The following is a 19,877-nucleotide window of genomic DNA, read 5'->3' as shown; positions in this document are numbered from 1 at the left end:
CATCCCCTCCGACTTGTGGAGCCGTCTGATCTCGGCCCAATCCTCCACGCTGATCACTCCCTCACTCTGTCCGAGGGGGTCAACTTTCACTCGGCACCAGGGGGTCAGTATTCACGTGGCACTGACACCGGTGACACCCTCGTGGTGTGGAAGCTCGACCGGCTCGGCCGCAACCTGCGCCACCTGGTCAACATCGTCCAGGACCTCACCGACCGCGGCATCGGTCTGAAGGTCCTCACCGGCCAGGGCGCGGCAATCGACACCACCACCGCCTCAGGCAAGCTCGTCTTCGGCATCTTCGCCGCCCTGGCCGAGTTCGAACGCGAGCTCATCTCCGAACGCACCATCGCCGGCCTCGCTGCCGCCCGGGCCCGCGGCCGAACCGGCGGCCGCCCCAACAAGATGACCCCCGCCAAGCTCCGCCTCGCGCGGGCGTCCATGGGGCAGCCCGACACCAACGTCGGCGAACTGTGCAAGGAGCTCGGCGTCACCCGCCAGACTCTCTACCGCCACATCTCCCCCGCCGGCGAGCTCCGCGAGGCCGGCCGCCGGCTCATGGATCTGAGCCGCAGCAAGTGACAGGTTCGGACCCTGTGACCTCGCTGCGGTAAGCAGTGCTCAGCGTTGACGGCCATCACGGTCCTGCCGCTTTGAGGGCTGGTTCCGCTCCTACTTCCCACTAACAGGTGGCCGCATCGATCGAACAGTGCGCGTCCAGCAAGTCCCTTACCAACGGTCGTCAGTGACCGGCCGAAGCCACCAGTCCGAGCACAGACGCAACTATCCCAATCAGCCAAGGGACCACGTACCAAACAGCTCCACGTGCGGTGCGCACGACGCTGCTGTGAACCTCACTGTGGGAAGCGCTCCGAGGTTCCAGTTCCTCACTGTTCGTGACCCGGGCCCCACGAAGTCTCATTGCCAGTGACTGCTCGGCGCCCGCCAACACGACCCGTTGACCGGTGTCTAGCCGAAGGCGAGGGAACAAGAATTCATCGACTTCAAGAATCCGCGACCGCTCAAACTCCCAGGTCCATACCGGGTTCACCACACGAACCAGCACCCCCGACACGATTTCGACGCGTACTCGCATGAACATCACACCGGCAGTGGCAATGACACACAGTCCGGCAGTGGCGAGGAGTGACTCCACGTTGCTCATTCGCTCGCTTGGAGGGAGGTCGCGGTAGGTCCGAAACATCCAAGGATCAGCCAGGATGAACAGTCCAAAGCTCATGAAGACCAGAAGAATTCCGGAGACGTAGTTGGTCCCGTTTCGTATGACTCGCACCGTGGGGCCCCCGATTCCTCGTGAACTGTTTACGCTCCTCGGGCTCGCCCGGCGAACGAGTCGAACGATGGCGATGACGGCCAGCCGTCGCTGGCCGGGGCCACCGCTATCCAAGGTAACCAGCCGACGCTCCATCACGGACATTTGACTCGCGCAAACCAACGGTTCTGAACACACGCCAATGCGGAGGTGAACGTTCCAAGCGGCCCTTCTGCTCGATCGACTCACACCACCCCTCTGGTGTGCGGGCCTCGCGGCGTACGCCTTCAGGGCGCTACTCCGCGAACGGGTCGGCGGTGACTCGGATGCCGCCGGTGACGAGTTGCTGCACTGCGACGCCTACAGAGGGCGGTGACCGGCTCGTAGTCAAGACGTTCGCGTGGCGCCTCGGCATCCAGCAGGGCGTCCTCCCCCGGCGGCTATTGGGACGACCGCGCCCATTGACCCCCGGTTGAGGCTCCCTCACTCGAGATGATCGAAGCGACCGTCGGTCACCCGTAGGCGCCCGTTCGCGTCCCAGCCGACCGGCAGCGGGTCCGACAGTGACCCGATGAACGCCCCGTCACCATCGACGTGGTTGAACGCGAAGAGCCACCAGGCGCCATCACGGTCCTGCAGGAGCCGGCCGGCGTACAACGACTCGTCAGTCAGACGGGTTGCTCCGGTGATCTCGTAGGGGCCGGTCGGGGAGTCCACGGGTACAGACCACACACCGCCACGCTCACCTGCTTCACGCCGGGTCCGCGTCAGTTCTCCGTGAAGTGAGGAGAAGACGAGCACGTGGAGGCCGTCGACCGTCGCGACCTGCGGCACCTCAAGATGGCCGAAGCCAGCCCCCGGCTGGGAGAGCGGGGGCTGCACGGTCCACGTCTCGAGGTCGGGTGATGTCGCGTGGCCGATCACGCCTCGGTCGTCCGGGTTACCGTCCTTGGCCCGGGCGGTGACCAGCATGTGCCACTCATCGCCGTCGGGAAATACCCACGGGTCGCGCCAGGCCTCATCGGGCCAACTCGACCCGTCAAACTTCTCGTACCACCGCGGGTCCGCCTCGCACAGGGCCTCGGTGCCTGCCTTCGTCCAGGTGTAGAGGTCCGCCGATGTCGCGACGCCGACGCGCTGGACGATCGCCTTCTCAGCGCGGGAAGTCCCGGTATAGAACATCCTCCACATGCCGTCTGCGTCCTTGACGATGGATCCGGTCCACGTGGTGAAGTCATCGAAGGCGGGCTGGTCCGATGCGATCAGCGCGTCGGCGACCTCGTGCCAGGTGTGGAGGTCTTGGGAGACGGCGTGACCGACAGTGACGTAGAAGTGGCGCCGGTCCGGGTCTCCCAGCGCGCGGGAGGCCTTGAGGTAGAAGGCGTGGTAGCGGTCGCCGTCGTCTGCGAACCACATGTCCCAGGTCCAGGCATCGGACAGGACGTTCGACATTGATGTGAAGCCTTTCGGGTCAGCGTTGTACGGCGGTGAGTGCACCGGTGGGTGAGGTGACGGAATCCCGGTGGATGACCGGCCCGCGTAGCCGCGCGGATGGGGCGTCACCGTTCGTTCCCTCGATCTGGTTAAAAAGGTGTTCGGCGGCCCACACGCCCATGTCGAAGTGCGGCAGCTCAATGGTGGTCAGGCCTGGGAAGATGCCGTCAGCGACGTATTCCTGGTTGTCGAATCCGACGATGGAGACGTCCTCGGGGATGCGAAGCCTCAACTCGGTGGCGGCCCGGTAGGCGCCCATGGCGACGCGGTCGTTGAAGCAGAAGATCGCCGTAGGCCGTCGAGGGCGGATGAGGAGCTTCTTCGCGGCCGCATATCCGCCGACCGGGTCGGACTCTGCTGCTACGACCGCCACGTCGTCGGCTGCGACACCTGCCTCCGCCAGGCGTGCGCTGAACCCCTCGAGGCGACCCATGGATGCGGGGATGTCGTCGATGTTGTTGATGAAACCCAGGCGACGGTGCCCGGCCGAGAGGAGCACCTCGGCGGCATCCCGGCCGCCGGCCACTTCATCAGGTACAACCCAGGGAACGCCGGGAGTGGTGCACTCCGCGTTCACGAACACTGTGGGGACAGACGCTAGCTGTGGGGGAAGCTCGGCCTTGCGGTGGAACATCGAGGCGTAGAGGATCCCGTCCACCTGACGGCGCAGCAGCTCTTCGATCTCCCGGTCCTCTACGTCACGCTGATATCCGGTAGACACGACGAACACGACAGCTTCTCGCGACAGGGCCACCTCCTGGGCTCCCAGGATGAGCTTGCCGGCGAACGGTGTGGTCGCGATCTCATCCCCGATAAGGCCGATGGTGTTGGACCGCTGGGTGCGCAGGGACTGTGCCAACCGGTTGGGCACATACCCCAGTCGCGCGGCGGTTCGCTCGACGCGTTGACGTGTCGCGGGGTTGGCCCGCACGCCCGGCACGTCGTTGAGGATGTGGGAGACGGTCGTTATAGAGACGCCAGCCTCTGCTGCGACCTGCTTGATCGTTACTCTTCGTTGCTTCATTTCCTCGCCTCTTCGCGGTGAATGTGGCCGCAGACTCCGATGTAGGCCTGGCCGGGAGATTTCGCCCGACTGAAGCCGGCCGATTAGGGCACAGTTGCATGGGACGTCGAGATGCTGGGGGTTGGCCTGAAGGCATTGGCCGCCCTGTCCATCACCACCTGGGCGTCGTCACCCGAATCGAGGACTGTGTTGCGGGAGGACGCGGCCTCGACCAAGACGGTGGTGACGGCGAGCTGACCCGAACCTGTGGTCGTCAACAGAGCGTCCACCTGTGCGGAGAAGCAGGAATCGCTCGTCCTGGCGCGGACGTCCACGGCCACGACGTGGTTGTTGGCGACATAGTTCCCACTCCCCGAGACGAGACGCATGATGACGGGCGTTGCACCCGGCGGGCTGATCCTCTGAGAGTCGATGACCGCAGAGAAGTGGTTGCCGATAACGGAATTGCTTTCTCCGCTGACACGGAGAAGGCCGTAGGGGTCGTCCATCCCGTTGTCTATGCCCAGGAAGGGCTCCCACGGCTCGTGGTCACGCAAGAAGTGGTTGGCGGCCACCAGGTTCTCCGAGCAGTTCGCCTTGAGCGCCACCATCCCTGGGTAGAACGAGTGCAGCCGGTTGTTGGTGATGCTGGAACGGGTCACGCCGTCAAGCTCGACGCTGCTCGCGCCGCGGGGAAATACGTTGTTCGCGGTGATCAAGAGCCCGCCATGATTCTGCGCGGAGATCGAGTGTCCGTTGAAGCCCGCCCCGATGAGGTTGTCGGTGATCTTGGACGCCTGTCCCCACCCGCGCAGTTCGATGCAGTTGCCGCACTCCGCGATGAAGTTGTCATGGATGGACAACGCGTCGGCGTGATAGACGGTAAGACCGTGCTCTAGATAGACGAGGCCCATGCCGGTGACACGGAAGGAGTCGTTGGCACTGGCGACATAGATGCCCGTCTTCCCGTTCCTATAACTGTTCTCCGGATGAATCCCAGACCCGTCCGGGTTGAAGTGCAGACCATCGATGCAGAAGTTGGAGAACTCGACCGAGCTGATCCGCGGGCTTCCGGTTCGCTCGATGTAGAACGCGGCACCCTTGGACTCGTCGGCGTCGCCTTTGATCGGAATGTCGACGAGGATGCGGCTTCCTCCTGGCCACAGCTCGTGCAGGTCCGCCCACTCGTTCTTGGGCACGTTGTAGCGGATGCTCGACGAGGTGAACCCGTGTCCCGACCCCTCGATCCTGAGGTAGCTGATGTCGATCACCACCTGTGTTCGAAGGTGGTAGTCGCCCGGTGGGATGTAGATCACCGCACCGGGTTTCCCACCCTCGTTCACATCGGTGGCCGTCTGCCTGCTCTTGATGTCGGCGATGATCGCGTTGATCACCTCACCGACATCCTCGTACGGATTTCCGACAGGCCACGTCGTGACGTCGTAGCAATTCTTGCTGACCATGTGATGCCCTTCTGCATCGCTTGCCTGGTGTCACAGCCGCTGGAGCCAGGCGTGGGGGCCGGCGGACCCCGTAGCGGGAGTCCCTTTCCGGATGGCTCAGCCCTTGACTGCGCCGAGCGTGAGTCCCGCGACGATGTGCCGCTGGAGGAGGAGTGTGAGGAGGATGACGGGGATCGAGTAGAGAGCCGCCAGGGCGGTCATCGGTCCCCAGTCCAGACCGAACTGCGTCTGGAAGTTCGCGATGACGATTGGGGTCGTCTGGGCTCGCACCGACGTGAGCAGCAGGGCGAACAGAAACTCGTTCCAGGACGCCAGGAACGCGAAGATGGCTGTAACCGCCATGCCACCGGAGACGACCGGGATGACGACGCGCCACAGGGCACCCAGCCGGCTGCAGCCGTCCACCTTCGCCGCCTCCTCGAGCTCCGCCGGCACCGCTTCGAAGAAGCTCGCCATGAGCCAGATCGAGAGCGGCAACGAGATTGTCGTGTGCGCGATCGCCAGCCCGGTCGGGGTGTCGGTCAGGCCGAGGAACCCGATGGTGGACAGCAGCGGCACGCCGACCGCGACCGGCGGCACCATTCGCGTGACCAGCGCCGCCATGATGAAGATGCGGCCTGCCCGCGTCTTGAAGCGCGTGATCCCGTAGGCGGCCGGAACCGCGAGGAGCAGGGAGACCACCGTGCTGATCGCGGCGGTCGAGAGACTGTTGATGAACGACGGCACCACCCCGGCCCGGCTGACCGCTGCGCCGTAGTTCTCGACGGTCCAGGTGGGCGGAAGGATCGTCGGCGGCACAGCGAGCGTGGCGAACGGGGTCTTGAACGAGGTGAGGAGCAGGTAGAGGAACGGAAACCCGTACAGCACCACCACAGCGGCGAGCAGCGCCCACAGCAGTGCACGAGGACCAGGTCGACGGATCTCGAGGCCGTTCATGTGTCAGCTCCTGGGCGCCAGATGAACCAGACCGCCACGACCGCGACCGCGAGCATCGCAATGAGGTACAGGGTCCCCATCGCGCTCGCCAGACCGGGCTCTCCGAAGCGGATCATGGTCTGGTAGATGAGCAGGCTGAGGGTCTGGGAGGCGTTCTGGGGTCCGCCGCCGGTCTGGATGAGGATGATGTCGAATGCCTTGGCCGCATCGATCCCGCGGACGATGAGGGCGACCGCGATCACCGGTCGAAGCAGCGGGATGATGATGCGGACAAGGAGCGTCCACGCCCGCGCTCCGTCCAGCCGGGCTGCCTCGAGGATGTCGCCGGGGACGTTTTGCAGCCCGGCGAAGAGCACCAGCGTCATGAACGAGGTGGTGAGCCAGATGTCGGGGATGGCCACGGCCCACAGGACGAGGTCCGGGTCGCTGAGCCACCCGATCGACGTCGGGGAGTCGAGGAGTCCGACCCGGAACAGGATGTGGTTGAGGATGCCGGAGTTGTCGATCAGCAGGAACCGCCACAGCAGACCGGCCACCACCGGAGCGATCATCAGCGGGTACAGGAAGATGGTCCGGAACACCGAGGACCGCCGCCCCAGGGCGCTGAACAGCAGCGCGGTCGCCAGGCCGAGCACGAACTCGGCGGTCACGACGATGAGTGTGTAGGCGACAGTGCGAAGTGCGGCGTCCTGGAAGGTGTCCCCGCCCAGGGCGGCGGCGTAGTTGGCGAACCCGACGAACGTCCGGGGTCCGCCGCTGATGGGCGAGATCTCGTAGAAGCTGTCGACGACGAGGCGGATCAGCGGCCAGGCCACGAACGCCGCCAGGAACAGCGCAGCGGGCAGCATGAGCAGGGCGGCGTAGCGCCGATCGCTCATTCCCTTGCGGCGGCGCCCGGCCGGGCGGCGCGCGGGCCGGTGGCGCGTGTCAGGCTCGGCCAGCCGGGTCGCGCGCTCCCGGCCGGCCAACCGCGTGGTCATCCGAGAATCTGCTCGATCTGCGTCTTGGCGTCGTCGAGCAGCTGCTGGTCAGCCCCGCCCTCCACTGCCTTCTGCAGCATCGGAACCAGCACCGTGTCGACGATCTCCTGCCACTCCGCCGTTGCCGGCCGCGGCTGCGTCGCCGGAGCTTCCAGCGTGTCGATCAGGGCCTGCAGGTGTTCGTCGCCCTCCTGACCCGCACGGGATGTCAGGGCGGACTGCGTCGCGGCCAGGCCCAGGGAGGTGTCCAGACCGAGCTCGTTGTTCTCGTACGCGAACTCGATGAACTCCATCGCGAGCTCCTGCTTGTCAGTGGCGGTCGGCACCGACAAGTACCAAGCACCCGGCACGCCGGCGACGCCGCCCGGGCCTGCCGGCATCGGCGTCACGCCGATGTTGCCGGCGACCGGCGAGTCCTCCGGGGTCTGGGTATAGGCGTGCGCCCAGAACCGGGTCATCGCGGTCTGCCCCTGGTAGAAAAGGTTCTGCGCCTCGGCCCAGTCCACCTGAGCGGCGCCGGCAGGTGCGGCCTGGTCCTCCAGCAGCGGAGCGACATAGAACTCCAGAGCCTCGAGGTGCTTGGCGTCATCGATGATGACGTTTCCATCCTCATCCAGCACCATGCCGTCGGCCCCCGCCTGCAGGACCGTGGCCAGCCACTCGGTCTCGACCGCGCCCTTGACGTCGGTCCCGTACAGATCGGTGGCGCCGTCACCGTCGGTGTCCTGCGTGAAGAACTTGGCCACATCGCGGTACTCCTCCCACGTGGTGGGTGGAGCGAGCTCATAGCCGTACTCGGCCTGGAAGGCCTCCATCTGGGCCGCGTCCTCGAACAGGTCGGTGCGGTAGAACAGCACCTCGGCGTTCGTCCATGCCGGCATACCCACGAACCGGTCGTCGACGGTCGCCTCCTGCAGGAGGGCGGGGAAGAGGTCGTCCTGAACCTCCTGGGTGAACAGGTCGTCCAAGGGTGCGACGCCGTCGGCGAATGCCCGAAGCCAGATGGCGTCCAGGGCCGCGACGTCGAACGAGACGTTGCCCGACGCAAGCTCAGTGGACAGCCGGTCGTAGAGACCGTCGTAGGGCAGCTCGACGAAGGTGACTTCCGTGCCGGTCTCCTCGGAAAACTTGGCAGCGACCGGCTCCAGCTCGGCCTTGCCGCCGCCCTCGACGAGCACCGTCAAGGCCTCAGAGCCGCCCGAAGCGTCGTCGGCGGACTCGGTACCGCCCGCCCCGCAGGCACCCAGCACCAGGGCGCCCGTCATTGTTGTCGCCAGCAACATGGGCGCACGACGGCGGCCCCCGCTGGACGTGTCAAGACTGCACAGCTTCATAGCCCACGACTCCCTTGTCTCTGCAGTGAGTGCAACCAGCCGGCTGGTTGCCGGTACAGGCGCCAAAACGTTCTGGCTAAACGTTTTGGCAGACGATAGGGAATCGAGCGGGTGGGTGTCAATTACCGCGCTGCCCGGCACGGTCGCTTAGCGAACGAGCCTGCCCACGGACGGAGAGTGGTCGAGCCGGACAACGAGGAGGCTGGGAAGCCGCCCGCGGCAGAACGGCCTGCGGCGCGGACCTCCACCGCTCCCGCTCTTCCGCCAGTGAACGACGCGGCGAGCCGTCGGTTCGCGACGGGCCCTGCCCGCAACGGGGCTCGTGGTCGGCGACTTCTAACGCGGAGGCGCGGGGATCTCGCCGGAGCCGCGCTGGATCAGCGTGGTCGGTACCACGTAGGTCTGCCCGGGCGAGGTGTCCCCGTCGAGCCGCGCGAAGAGGCGCTGCGCCGCCAGTGTGCCGATCCCCTGCGTGTCCTGCGCCACTACCGTGATGGGCGGGTCCAGGAGGCCTCCCAGGGCGATGTCGTCGAAGCCGACTACGGCGACGGTCCTGGACAGTCCTAGCTCGCGGAGCGCGCGGACTACGCCGATGGTGACCAGGTTCTGACTGCTGAAGATTGCGGTGGGAGGCGGTACCGAGCTCATCACGCGCGTGGCGGCGAGAGCGGCGCTCTCCTCGTCGTGCAGGTCGGTGATGATCTGCAGGTCCACGGTAGGTACTCCGGCCCGGCCGACCTCCTCGAGGAACCCCTGCCGACGTAGACGCGCCGTCTGGACCCGGTCCAGGTCCCCGAGGAACGCGATTCGCCGGTGGCCGCGCTGCAACAGATGGCGCGTCGCCATTGCAGCGCCAGCGACGTTGTCGGAGACCACCGCATCCGCCATGAGCCCCGTGGGCTCTCGGTCCACGAAGACGACCGGAAGCCCACGGTCGAGCTCGACCGCCAGGTAACCCTGGTCCGGCCTGGTCGGGGTGATGATCAGGCCGTCGACGCGCCGACGAATGGAAGCGTGCACCATGGTGCGCTCATTCTCCGGGTCCTCGGCCAGGCTGGCCGCGAACACCGCAACACCGCGCTCCGCGGCGACCACCTCGATCGCCCGGTGCACCTGGCTGTCGAACGGGTTCGCGACGCTGCTGACGAGCAGCCCGATTGTGCTCGTCCGTCGGTCCCCCCGCTTGAGGCTCCCGGCGTGAACGTCCGGCTGGTAGTCCAGTGCCGCGGCGGCACGGAGCACCCGCTCGCTCATGGCTTCGGACACGTTCGGTTCGCCATTGATGACGCGAGAGACGGTCTTGATGCCCACGCCGGCAAGAGTGGCGACATCGCGCATCGTGGGACGGCGCACCGGATGACGCTGCTGCGGTGATGGCGGCTCCAACTTCGTTGACATCGATGTCACGATTCCGTCTCCTGTTTCGGTCTTTACTTGACTGTAGCCGACTCCTGGCACTAGACCTGCCCCTGACAACGTTGTCGGGTGATCTGCCCCACAGTGAACTGAGGACGATTCGATGATGAACCGCATGACCTCTTCCGCCGCCTACCGCCGCACCTTTGCATCGCTCTCGACGGTCGCCGTGCTGACGCTCGGCCTGGCCGCGTGCTCGGATGCCTCGTCGACGGGGGACGACGCGGCCGCCAGCGACAAGGGCTCGGGGACGGAGACGATCGGCGTTTCCCTGATCGTGAAGACCACGACCAACCCTTTCTTCGTCGCCATGCAGGACGGCGCCAAGGCCGCCGCCGCGGAGCACGGCGTGGAGCTGACCCTCGCCGCCGGCAAGGAGGACGGGGACGAGGAGACCCAGATCCAGGCGATCGAAAATGCCATCGCCAAGGGCGACCGCGGCATTCTCATCACCCCCAACGGTCCCTCGGTTGTCGATGCGATCAGCAAGGCCCGCGACGCTGGCCTGTACGTGATCGCGCTCGACACCCCGCCCGACCCGGCTGATGCCGTCGATATCACCTTCGCCACGGACAACCGGCTGGCCGGCCAGCTGATCGGCGAGTGGACAGCGGCCCAGCTGGGCGGCGAGAAGGCGACGATCGCGCTGCTGGACCTCTTCGACGACAAGATCGTCTCGGTGGACTACAACCGCGACCAGGGCTTCCTCGAAGGCATGGGCATCGACGTTGCGGACCCGAACGCCAACGGCGACGAAGCTGCCACCGGGTCCTACGACGGCGGGGAGTACGAGATCGTCGGCAACGAGGCGACCCAGGGTGCCGAGGACGGCGGCCGGACCGCGATGGAGAACCTGCTCGCCAAGAACCCTGACATCAACGTTGTCTACACCATCAACGAACCGGCGGCGTTCGGCGCCTACCAGGCGCTCCAGGCCGCCGGCAAGGAGGACGACGTCCTGCTGGTCTCCATCGACGGCGGATGCGCCGGGGTCCAGAACGTCGCCGAGGGAATCATCGACGCCACGAGCCAGCAGTACCCGGTGAAGATGGCGGAGCTCGGCGTGGAGGCCATCTCGAAGTTGGCCACGGATGGCACCGCGCCGGAGACCTCCGAAGGTCTGGACTTCTTCAACACCGGCGTCGAACTGGTGACCGACACGCCCGCCGACGGCATCGAGTCCATCGACTCCGCTGCCGGGACCGACATCTGCTGGGGCTGAACAGCCCGGTGCCGCCCGCCCGGCGGGCGGCACCTCCCGCCCGGCCGACCAAGGAGTACCCCGTGACCGCACAGTCCACCGCGGCCCGCACGAGCACTGAGCACGACGGCGCCGCCGAGTTCCTCGACCGCCGCACGCCGCTCGAAAGAGCCCGCGGCATCCTCCACCGCTACCCGGCCCTGAGCCCGGCCATCGTTCTCGTCCTGTCCGTCGTGGTCTTCGGCATCCTCAACGAAAGGTTCTGGAACCCGGCGAACTTCTCCCTCATCACCCAGCAGGTGGCCGTCGTAGGCACGCTTGCCGTGGCGCAGACACTGATCATCCTCACGGCCGGGATCGACCTGTCTGTCGGCGCGATCATGGTGCTCGCCTCCATGGTGGTCGCACAGACCGCGACATCGGCCGGCCTCGGGGCGGCGCCCGCCCTGTTGCTCGGCCTGATCGTCGGGCTGGCTGCGGGCGGACTCAACGGCCTGCTCGTCACCCGGTTTAAGCTCCCGCCGTTCATCGCGACCCTGGGAACCCTCAACGTCTTCACTGCGCTGGCGCTGCTGTACTCCCACGGCGCCACGGTGCGCGGCACCGAGATGCCCGCGCTGCTGCCCTGGACCGGGACAACGTTCCCCGTCCTGGGTGTACGGATCAGCACGGGCGTGCTGCTCATGCTCGCGCTCTACGGCCTCGTGGCCGTCATCCTGTCGCGTACCGCCTGGGGCAGGCATGTCTACGCCGTCGGGGACGACAAGGAGGCTGCCCGGCTCGCCGGCATCAGCGTCAACCGTGTCCTGCTGAGCGTCTATCTGGCGGCCGGCGCGATCCTCGCCCTCGGGGCCTGGATCCAGATCGGCCGCGCCAACGCCGCCAGCCCCAACGTCGGCATCGACCTCAACCTCGACTCCATCACCGCCGTCGTCATCGGCGGGACGAGCCTGTTCGGTGGCCGCGGCACCGTGTGGGGCACCCTGCTCGGCGCGCTGATCGTGGGTGTATTTCGCAACGGCCTCTCCCTCGCCGGCCTCGACGTGCTCTACCAGACCCTCGCCGTCGGGGTTCTCGTGATCGTCGCGGTCTCGCTCGACCAGTGGATCAGGAAGGTGCACAAGTGACCAGGGCCCAGGAAGTTCCATCCACGGTGGGCGGCAGAGCGAGCGGGACGCCGGTCCTCCAGGCCCGCGGTCTCGTGAAGACCTACGGCCGGGTCGTCGGGCTCGACGGCGTCGACCTCGAGCTCTACCCCGGCGAGGTCCTCGCAATCATCGGTGACAACGGTGCAGGGAAGTCCACCCTGATCAAGTGCCTCACCGGCGCAGAGGTCCCCGACTCCGGCGAGATCCTCCTCGACGGCCGTCCAACGCACTTCCGCCGCCCGCAGGACGCCCGCGCGGCCGGCATCGAAACTGTCTACCAGACCCTCGCAGTCTCACCCTCGCTCGACATCGCCTCCAACCTCTTCCTCGGTCGTGAGGCGCGACGCAGCGGGCTCATCGGCTCCCTTTTCCGCATCGTCGACACGGCCGGCATGCGGCGGCGGGCCCGAGAAGAGCTGCGTGAACTCGGCATCACCACCCTCCAGGACGTCACTGTCCCCGTGGAGAACCTCTCCGGCGGGCAACGACAGGCCGTCGCCGTCGCCCGCGCCGCGGCCTTCGGCTCGAAGGTCGTCGTGCTCGACGAGCCGACGGCGGCTCTCGGCGTCCGTGAGTCCCGCCAGGTCCTCGAACTCGTCCGAACCCTTCGGGACAGGGGGGTGCCGGTCATCATCATCAGCCACAACATGCCGCACGTCTTCGAGATCGCCGACCGCATCCACGTCCAGCGGCTCGGCAGGCGCGCCGCCACGATCACACCGCAGACCCACACGATGACCGAGGCCGTAGCCATCATGACGGGCGCCTCGGAGGGATGAAAGCCAGGGGCGGCACCTGACCGCTCCGAGCCCTCGGCCGGACCGGCCGGGGTAACCAAAGCCCCGCCGGACCGGTCGGGGCGGCCAGACGCGCGCCTGCGCGATTCACCAACGATCGGACAAGGGGGCCCGAATGTTGCTGCACAACACCAATCCACCCGCTACACCGACCCGACCGCCATCCCGCCGTCACGCCCGCGCAGGGCTCGCCTTCGCGACCGCGTCCCTGCTCGCGGCGCTCGGCGGCCTAGCGACCACGGCGGCGGCCGACACAGGAACGCCCGGCAGCGAGCCGTACCGGCCCGCGATCCACTACACCCCGGCCCAGAACTGGATGAACGACCCCAACGGGCTCGTCTACCACAACGGCACCTACCACCTCTATTACCAGCACAACCCCAAGGCGAACACCTGGGGAAACATGTCCTGGGGGCACGCCACAAGTCCAGACCTGATGAACTGGACCGAGCAGCCGCTCGCCATCCCGCAGACGTTCAACGAGGCCGGTCAGAGCGTCGAAGACATATTCTCCGGATCGGTGGTTGTCGACCAGGAGAACACCAGCGGATTCGGCACCACCGAGAACCCCCCGCTCGTGGCGATGTACACCTCCGCCTACACCGCCGCCCACCCGACCCTGGCCGGCCGGCAGGCGCAGTCCCTCGCCTACTCCACCGACGGTGGGTACACCTGGACAAAGTACGAGGGCAACCCTGTCATCGACCGCGCGTCGGCCAACTTCCGCGACCCCAAGGTCTTCTGGTACGACGGCGGATCACCGGAGACCTCCCACTGGGTGATGGTCGCCGTCGAGGCGACCGAGTACCGGGTCGTCCTCTACAAGTCCGAGAACCTCAAGGACTGGGAGTACCTCTCCGACTTCGGCCCGGCAAACGCCACCGGCGGCATCTGGGAGGTCCCCGACCTCTTCGAGCTCCCGGTCGACGGTGACCCCGAGAACACCCGATGGGTCCTCGTCGTCAACCTCAACCCGGGGGCCGTGGCCGGCGGGTCGGGCGCCCAGTACTTCGTCGGCGACTTCGACGGCACCACCTTCACCTCGGAAAGCACCGTCGAGGGTGTCACCGTGCCCGAGGGTGACGTCATCGCCGACTTCGAGGGCACCGACTGGTCCGGCTGGGAGGTCACCAACGAACCCGGCCACCCCGAGCACGGCCCCTTCGGCCCGAGCCCCTATCCCGGCACCGTCCCCGGCCAGCAGACCGTCTCTGGCTACGTCGGGGAGCGACTCGTCAACAGCTTCGTCGGGCACGACCAACCCGTCGGGTCTCTGGAATCCCCGACGTTCACGCTCGAGAAGGACTACCTGAGCCTGCTCGTAGGCGGCGGCCGACACCCGCACGTCTCCGGTGGCCAGCTCGGAAATGAACCCCCGGCCGGCACCCTCTTGTTCGACGGATTTGAGCAGCGGACAGACGGCGGCACCCTCGCCGACACGGGCTGGGAGGGCACCGGCGATCTACAGGCCTCGAACAGCCCCTCGACCGCCGGCGGCGAGTACTACATCGGCGAGGGAAGGCTGAACACGTGGGAGGGCGGCCCACGCGGAGACGACAACGTCGGCACCCTCACCTCACCGACCTTCACGCTCGACGGTGACCACCTGAGCATGCTCGTCGGCGGTGGACGGCGCACCGACGAAGACCCGCAGACCCTCCAGGTTCAGCTCATCGTCGACGGGCAGGTCGTACGGCACCTCACCGGCCCGGAGAACGGTGCGCTGAACTGGCGATCGTGGGACGTCTCCGACCTGCGAGGTCGCCAGGCCCAGCTGCGGGTCGTGGACCAGGCCACCGGCGGCTGGGGACACCTGACCCTCGACCACGTGGTCATCGGCGACGAGCCCGCCACGCCCCGGACCGACGAGACCACCGTCAACCTCGTCGTCGACGGCGAAGTGGTGCGCACGGCCACAGGCACGAACAGCGAACGCCTCGACTGGGTCAACTGGGACGTGAGCGACCTCGCCGGCAAACAGGCATCCATCCGCGTCGTGGACAACAACCGATCCGGCTGGGGCCACGTGCTCCTCGACCAGGTCATGGCCACCGACGCACCCCAGCCCCCCGGCGTCGAGCAGTACGACTGGCTCGACTGGGGACGGGACTACTACGCCACCATCTCCTTCGACAACGCCCCGGACGGCAAACGCCTGATGATCGGCTGGATGAACGACTGGACCTACGCCACATCCATCCCGACGACCCCGTGGCGCTCCGCCATGTCCCTCCCCCGCGAGGTCACCCTCACCGACGTCGACGGCGAGATCCAAGTCCGCCAGCACGTCGTGGACCAGATCAAGCACCTCGCCCTCAACCAGGACACCTACCGGACCCGCAACCTCACCGTGAACAACGAGACGGTCCCACTGCCCGTCACCGGTGACGTCTACCAGGTCGACGTCACCCTCGACCCCGGTGACGCCGAGCGCGCCGGCATCACCGTCCGCACCTCCGACGACTTCACCGCAGACCCCGACGCCTCAGCCGACAGCGCCGAGGGCACCGTCATCGCCTACGACGCCGGCTCACACCGCATCGTCGTCGACAGGACCCGCTCCGGGGACGTCTCCTTCCACCCCGACTTCGCCGGAGAGTCCTCCGCACCCGTGCAAAACGCCGACGGCACCGTAACGTTCCGGGCCTACGTCGACCGCTCCTCCGTCGAGGTCTTCGCCGAAGACGGGCTCCGGACCCTGACAAGCCAGGTCTTCCCCGACCCCAGCTCCCTCGGGATCTCGGCCTTCGCGCAGGGCGGCACGGCCACGATACGGAAACTGACCGTCACCCCGCTCGAGGCGTCTGTCCACGTGCCGGGGCCGGACGTCTCACTCACGACGCGGTCGGTCTGCGTCAACGGAAAGGCCTGGGTAGAGGCCGAGGTGACAGGCAACGACACAGCTCGGGTCCAAGCTCGGCTCGAGACGCCGCTCGGTGCCCGCACCCGGTCGGTGGCCGTCGGCGAGACGGCCCAGATACGCGTCGCGAGCGGTGGCACGGCGCTCGACGCCGGCACAGTGGTGCTTAGCGCGACCGTACAGGGCAACGGATCGGGCACCACGACACAGCGCGCCCCTTACGCACCGATCACCTGCACCAGCTGACCTCACAACCACCAGGGGACGGTGCGCTACGCGTGCCGTCCCCTGGCTTTGTCCAAGGAGACGACATGACCGGATCCGCACCACCGCCACACGTGCTCATCATTGGCGAGGCCCTCGTCGACCGCGTCGAGCAGAACGACGGCGCCACACAGGAGCACCCCGGCGGCAGCCCGGCCAACGTCGCCGTCACGCTCGGCAGGCTAGGCCACCGTCCCCACCTGCTCACCTCCTACGGTCGCGATGCCGCCGGGGCGGCCGTCGAGACGTGGTTGCGGCAGTCCAACGTCCACCTCGTCGCCGGATCGGACAGCGCGCCGGCCACCTCGGTGGCATCCTCACAACTCGCCCCTGACGGATCGGCGTCCTACAGCTTCGACATCCGGTGGGACCCCCGCCCCACGACCCAGCTCGAGGCGCCCTCTCTTGTCCACATCGGCTCGATCGGGGCACTGCTGGCTCCCGGCGCCAACACAGTCCACACCCTTGTCCAGTCGATGCGCACGTCGGCGACCATCACCTACGATCCCAACCTCCGACCGGCACTCTGCCCCGACCGCGACCAAGTCCGGGCACAAGTAGAGAAGCTCGTCAGTGTCGCGGACGTCGTCAAGGCGAGCGATGAGGACCTCGCGTGGCTGTACCCCCACGAAGACGCCCTCGAGGTCCTGCACCGCTGGGCCACAGTCGGCACCCCCCGGGCGGTAGTCGGCACCTTCGGCGCCGGCGGCACGATCGCCGTGTTCGATGGCCGACAGCTCCACGTCCCTGCACCCACCGCCGCCGTCGCCGACACCATCGGCGCGGGCGACTCCTTCATGGGCGCCCTCATCCACGGCCTGGTCCAGTGCAATCTCACAGGCGCGCGCAACCGGGAACGCCTTACCCAGATAGGTGCCGACGTCATGCACGGAATCCTCCAGACGTGCGTCGACGTCGCCGCCATCACGGTATCCCGGCCTGGAGCCAACCCCCCCTGGGCGGACGAACTAATCCACGCCACGAAATGATCGTTCGCCATACCCAAGTCCAGACGGGCGTCCCGGTTCCAACCGCATCTCCCAGGAATGGGTGTCTTGACACGCTGAGGCCAGCGAGACTGGCTCAACTACTGCTGTCGTGTGGGTACCTAACTGACGTCAGCGGTCACGCGGCCAGCGACGGTGTCATGATCGCGCGCTGCTCGAACACGCCGGCGAACGCCTAGCGTCGTTCGGCACTGGCCATGAGTTATCCCTTTCGCTCTCTCGCGGATTGCCGCAGCGCCCTAGGCCGGAACGGGCAGTCTCCACCTCCATGTAGGCGCATGAGCGACGAACTACAGGGGAATCGTGGTTCTTCCGCAAGGCGGTCTACACATTCGACAGCGCCTCACACGCCGCACGTCCCAGAAGCCAACGTTTCCGATGTGCCCCCCGAACTTGATTCGTCGTCGTCGGGGCACGATGTCTGCGTCAGTCAGGTGCACCGATCGAGGCGGCGTGGTTCTGCGTGCCATCAGCCATCTGGGGGAAGGCGTTACGTGGGCCGCGCTGATGGTGTCGGTGTCATGGCTCCCGGGTCGTGGTCTCACTGCCGGTGCCGAGGCCGACGAAGGTCGCGGTCTTCCCCTCGATGGTGATGACGATGTCCACCTCGCCAGCGAGCTCGCCGCTTCGCTCGGTCAGTCCAAGCTCGTCGAGCGGGGCGCCGACGATCTCCACCGAAGGCTCGGGGCACTGCTCGGGATCGGAGTCCGCGACCAAGTCGCACAGGAACGGGACGTCGTCCTCGGTGACCAGGACTGCCTGAACACGCACCTGCTCACCTGGTACCACGCTCGCGAGGGCCTCTCTGATGGAGATCGGCTCCAGCACGGCGGAGCTGCTGGAGGCGGGCTCGTCAGCGACCGACGCGTCCTCGACGAAATCCACCGACCTCTCATCGACAAACCTCACGACCACGTCAACGTCTCCCTCGAGGGCCCCAGTGTCGCCCTGCTCCACCAGGTCCAACTCGTCCAGCGGGACGCCCTGCACGAGGAGGGAGTCCAGTTCTCCGCAGTACGACGGAATCGAGTCCCCGGCTGGCCGATCGCACAGCCGTGCCTCGTCCCGCCAGAAAAACAATCGCGACTGGATCCTCACGACGTCACCAATTTCGGCGTCTTTCAGCGCTTCATCAACGGTTCGCGCCTCTTGGCCATCCGTCCGGGGGCGCTCGACCGTCGAGCATCCAGCCACCAGGAGGAACACCGCCACTGACGCGACGGTTGATGCCGCGCGGAACCGACTCATAAGTGGTGCCCCATTGCAGATCACGACCCACTTCCTTCCGCGACTGTACCGTGCGCCTCGAGTGCAAAGAGCCTGATGAAGCGACCGCCCGCCGCCCCCAGCACCGCTACGGCCATCGAACGCGCAAAGAGGGAGAACGCACCCGGGCTAGGGACATGCACCCCGACCCAGATTTCAGCAGCCAGCCAACTAAAAGACACCCCCAGCTCGCTGCTTCGGTGCTTGACGACACGGACGCGAGGCGAGGCGCCTCTAATCCAACGGTTATGGCCCCAGGTGGGGGGTGGTGAGAAGGAACGAGCAGATTTCAGCGCGAAGGACCCGCACGAGTCTTCATCCTGGGCGAGCTACACAACGCTCGAATCGTCGGTGTGGTGACTGGGAGACTGCAGCCGTGACGACCCCCACGGGCTTGAGCCGCGATGAGACTCGCGTCGCCGCCTTCACCACCGATTGCCATGAGACGACGTCACGCTTGTTCCTTCCTGCGGACGGACCGGCGGGCACGGTGATGACCTGGCGGGAACTCGCGTTGCTCGCGGGCATGCCTCTCACTGCCGACCTGCGCTGGTCGGCCATCGTCAGCCGGCTCGACGCAGCTCTGCGGCAGGAGCTCAGCGCACCGTTCGCGGTCGTTCCCTCGGCCACGCTGGTGCGACTCGTGGACCTGCTCTCGGCCGCCACCTCGACGCCGGAACGCTGCTACTTCTTCCTCTGGGAGGGCTACGCCGAAGAGACAGCCGACCTCGTCCCGGAAGTGGCCCCGCCGCACGTCGCCGTACTTGCCCGGCACGACTATGTCCTGCACACCGCCCCGCTCTCCTGGCTCGTCGAGCGAGCCGCCGACCTCATGCAACCGAGGATGCCCGTCTTCCTGTGGCCGCACGACGGCGCCTTCCTGCTGGCTTGCCCGCTCTACCACGACTCCCTGTACCTCAGCAGCGACGTGGCTCTGCCCGACACGCTGCGGTCAGGCGGCCTCGAGGTACTCCCGATCGCCCGCGACATCGAACTCCCGGGCGAGGGCGACTGATGAGAGGCGAGTGATGCCGACTGGTTCATGATGTGCGAGGTCATCCGCCAGTGAAAACGTTCATCGCCACTAAGACGCCGACGTCCCTACAGACTCTTCTCCCACATTGCGCGGGCTCCCGGGTCTGCGATACCTGATGTGCTGGGCTATCAGCTGGCTCAACGGCCGCCTCTCCTAAGACATTTCCACGCCGCGCCGTCCGAGGAAATGAACGGTTCCGGACGGCTGTAACTGCGATGATCACGCGGCCTTGTCGTCATGAGGAACCGCGCCTTTGATATCCGTCTACCTGCCGTCGGAATCGCAGGTTTCCGGCACAGCGGTGCATCAGACTTGGTGTGTGCTGAACGAGAGACGAGCTCGCCTACGGTGGCGGTGCCTGGGCGACGGGCCGAACGGACCGCTCGTATGAGGGGGCTGTCG

General features: G+C 66.7%; 14 protein-coding genes and 1 pseudogene. 7 read left to right on the top strand and 8 right to left on the bottom strand.

Features of this window, described 5'->3' with window-relative positions; translation table 11 throughout:
- Positions 1–129: 129 nt before the first annotated feature.
- Positions 130–579 (top strand): annotated as a pseudogene (locus tag ABD774_RS16660) (recombinase family protein); the annotation flags it as partial.
- Between the two features lie 1,174 nt (positions 580–1,753).
- Here ABD774_RS16660 and ABD774_RS16655 read toward each other — a convergent pair.
- The 7 genes from ABD774_RS16655 to ABD774_RS16625 form a co-directional block, all read right to left on the bottom strand.
- Entirely contained in the window at positions 1,754–2,722 is a 969-nt protein-coding gene (locus ABD774_RS16655) for a glycoside hydrolase family protein (RefSeq protein ID WP_345043567.1), read from the bottom strand.
- Positions 2,723–2,741: 19 nt separating this feature from the next.
- Complete coding sequence (locus ABD774_RS16650) at positions 2,742–3,788, bottom strand: LacI family DNA-binding transcriptional regulator (RefSeq protein ID WP_345043565.1); 1,047 nt, start codon at positions 3,786–3,788, stop codon at positions 2,742–2,744.
- Positions 3,789–3,871: 83 nt separating this feature from the next.
- A complete protein-coding gene (locus ABD774_RS16645; protein ID WP_345043562.1) occupies positions 3,872–5,230 on the bottom strand; it encodes a NosD domain-containing protein in 1,359 nt (452 codons plus the stop codon).
- Positions 5,231–5,326: 96 nt separating this feature from the next.
- A complete protein-coding gene (locus ABD774_RS16640; RefSeq protein ID WP_345043560.1) occupies positions 5,327–6,166 on the bottom strand; it encodes a carbohydrate ABC transporter permease in 840 nt (279 codons plus the stop codon).
- Positions 6,163–7,044: a carbohydrate ABC transporter permease gene (locus tag ABD774_RS16635; RefSeq protein WP_345043582.1), complete on the bottom strand. Its 882-nt coding sequence runs from the start codon at positions 7,042–7,044 to the stop codon at positions 6,163–6,165. The genes ABD774_RS16640 and ABD774_RS16635 overlap by 4 nt, the downstream gene beginning before the upstream one ends.
- Before the next feature lie 98 nt (positions 7,045–7,142).
- Positions 7,143–8,429: an ABC transporter substrate-binding protein gene (locus tag ABD774_RS16630; protein WP_345043557.1), complete on the bottom strand. Its 1,287-nt coding sequence runs from the start codon at positions 8,427–8,429 to the stop codon at positions 7,143–7,145.
- Positions 8,430–8,816: 387 nt separating this feature from the next.
- Positions 8,817–9,818, bottom strand: coding sequence for a LacI family DNA-binding transcriptional regulator (locus ABD774_RS16625; protein WP_345043579.1), 1,002 nt, complete (start codon positions 9,816–9,818; stop codon positions 8,817–8,819).
- Between the two features lie 193 nt (positions 9,819–10,011).
- On the opposite strand from ABD774_RS16625, the gene ABD774_RS16620 reads away from it, so the two are divergent.
- The 5 genes from ABD774_RS16620 to ABD774_RS16600 all read left to right on the top strand — a co-directional run bounded on the left by ABD774_RS16620 (position 10,012) and on the right by ABD774_RS16600 (position 17,155).
- Positions 10,012–11,118, top strand: a complete 1,107-nt coding sequence (locus ABD774_RS16620) for a substrate-binding domain-containing protein (RefSeq protein ID WP_425554580.1) — start codon at positions 10,012–10,014, stop codon at positions 11,116–11,118.
- A 62-nt stretch (positions 11,119–11,180) separates the two neighbouring features.
- Entirely contained in the window at positions 11,181–12,224 is a 1,044-nt protein-coding gene (locus ABD774_RS16615) for an ABC transporter permease (protein ID WP_345043555.1), read from the top strand.
- Positions 12,221–13,024 (top strand): ATP-binding cassette domain-containing protein, encoded by an 804-nt coding sequence (locus tag ABD774_RS16610; RefSeq protein ID WP_345043552.1) that lies wholly within the window; start codon positions 12,221–12,223, stop codon positions 13,022–13,024. The genes ABD774_RS16615 and ABD774_RS16610 overlap by 4 nt, the downstream gene beginning before the upstream one ends.
- Positions 13,025–13,157: 133 nt before the next feature.
- Positions 13,158–16,148, top strand: a complete 2,991-nt coding sequence (locus ABD774_RS16605; RefSeq protein WP_345043550.1) for a GH32 C-terminal domain-containing protein — start codon at positions 13,158–13,160, stop codon at positions 16,146–16,148.
- A 65-nt stretch (positions 16,149–16,213) separates the two neighbouring features.
- Positions 16,214–17,155, top strand: a complete 942-nt coding sequence (locus tag ABD774_RS16600; RefSeq protein WP_345043548.1) for a carbohydrate kinase family protein — start codon at positions 16,214–16,216, stop codon at positions 17,153–17,155.
- A gap of 537 nt (positions 17,156–17,692) precedes the next feature.
- On the opposite strand, the gene ABD774_RS16595 is transcribed toward ABD774_RS16600, so the two are convergent.
- Complete coding sequence (locus ABD774_RS16595) at positions 17,693–18,385, bottom strand: hypothetical protein (RefSeq protein WP_345043545.1); 693 nt, start codon at positions 18,383–18,385, stop codon at positions 17,693–17,695.
- A 430-nt stretch (positions 18,386–18,815) separates the two neighbouring features.
- Between ABD774_RS16595 and ABD774_RS16590 the strand changes: the two genes are divergently transcribed.
- The gene (locus ABD774_RS16590; protein WP_345043543.1) at positions 18,816–19,454 is read left to right on the top strand and encodes a hypothetical protein; all 639 of its coding nucleotides are present in this window, start codon (positions 18,816–18,818) and stop codon (positions 19,452–19,454) included.
- Positions 19,455–19,877 lie beyond the last annotated feature (423 nt).

It is taken from the genome of Georgenia daeguensis (assembly GCF_039537705.1).
Lineage (GTDB): Bacteria > Actinomycetota > Actinomycetes > Actinomycetales > Actinomycetaceae > Georgenia > Georgenia daeguensis.
The sequence above is the reverse complement of the archived record's forward strand: the minus strand, read 5'-3'. Positions and strand labels throughout refer to the sequence as shown.

Excerpts from the sequence above, each read along its gene's own strand:
- ABD774_RS16655 (WP_345043567.1), bottom strand. The coding sequence starts at position 2,722 with ATGTCGAACGTCCTGTCCGATGCCTGGACCTGGGACATGTGGTTCGCA.
- ABD774_RS16650 (WP_345043565.1), bottom strand. The coding sequence starts at position 3,788 with ATGAAGCAACGAAGAGTAACGATCAAGCAGGTCGCAGCAGAGGCTGGC.
- ABD774_RS16645 (WP_345043562.1), bottom strand. The coding sequence starts at position 5,230 with ATGGTCAGCAAGAATTGCTACGACGTCACGACGTGGCCTGTCGGAAAT.
- ABD774_RS16640 (WP_345043560.1), bottom strand. The coding sequence starts at position 6,166 with ATGAACGGCCTCGAGATCCGTCGACCTGGTCCTCGTGCACTGCTGTGG.
- ABD774_RS16635 (WP_345043582.1), bottom strand. The coding sequence starts at position 7,044 with ATGAGCGATCGGCGCTACGCCGCCCTGCTCATGCTGCCCGCTGCGCTG.
- ABD774_RS16630 (WP_345043557.1), bottom strand. The coding sequence starts at position 8,429 with ATGTTGCTGGCGACAACAATGACGGGCGCCCTGGTGCTGGGTGCCTGC.
- ABD774_RS16625 (WP_345043579.1), bottom strand. The coding sequence starts at position 9,818 with ATGCGCGATGTCGCCACTCTTGCCGGCGTGGGCATCAAGACCGTCTCT.
- ABD774_RS16620 (WP_425554580.1), top strand. The coding sequence starts at position 10,012 with ATGACCTCTTCCGCCGCCTACCGCCGCACCTTTGCATCGCTCTCGACG.
- ABD774_RS16605 (WP_345043550.1), top strand. The coding sequence starts at position 13,158 with ATGTTGCTGCACAACACCAATCCACCCGCTACACCGACCCGACCGCCA.
- ABD774_RS16600 (WP_345043548.1), top strand. The coding sequence starts at position 16,214 with ATGACCGGATCCGCACCACCGCCACACGTGCTCATCATTGGCGAGGCC.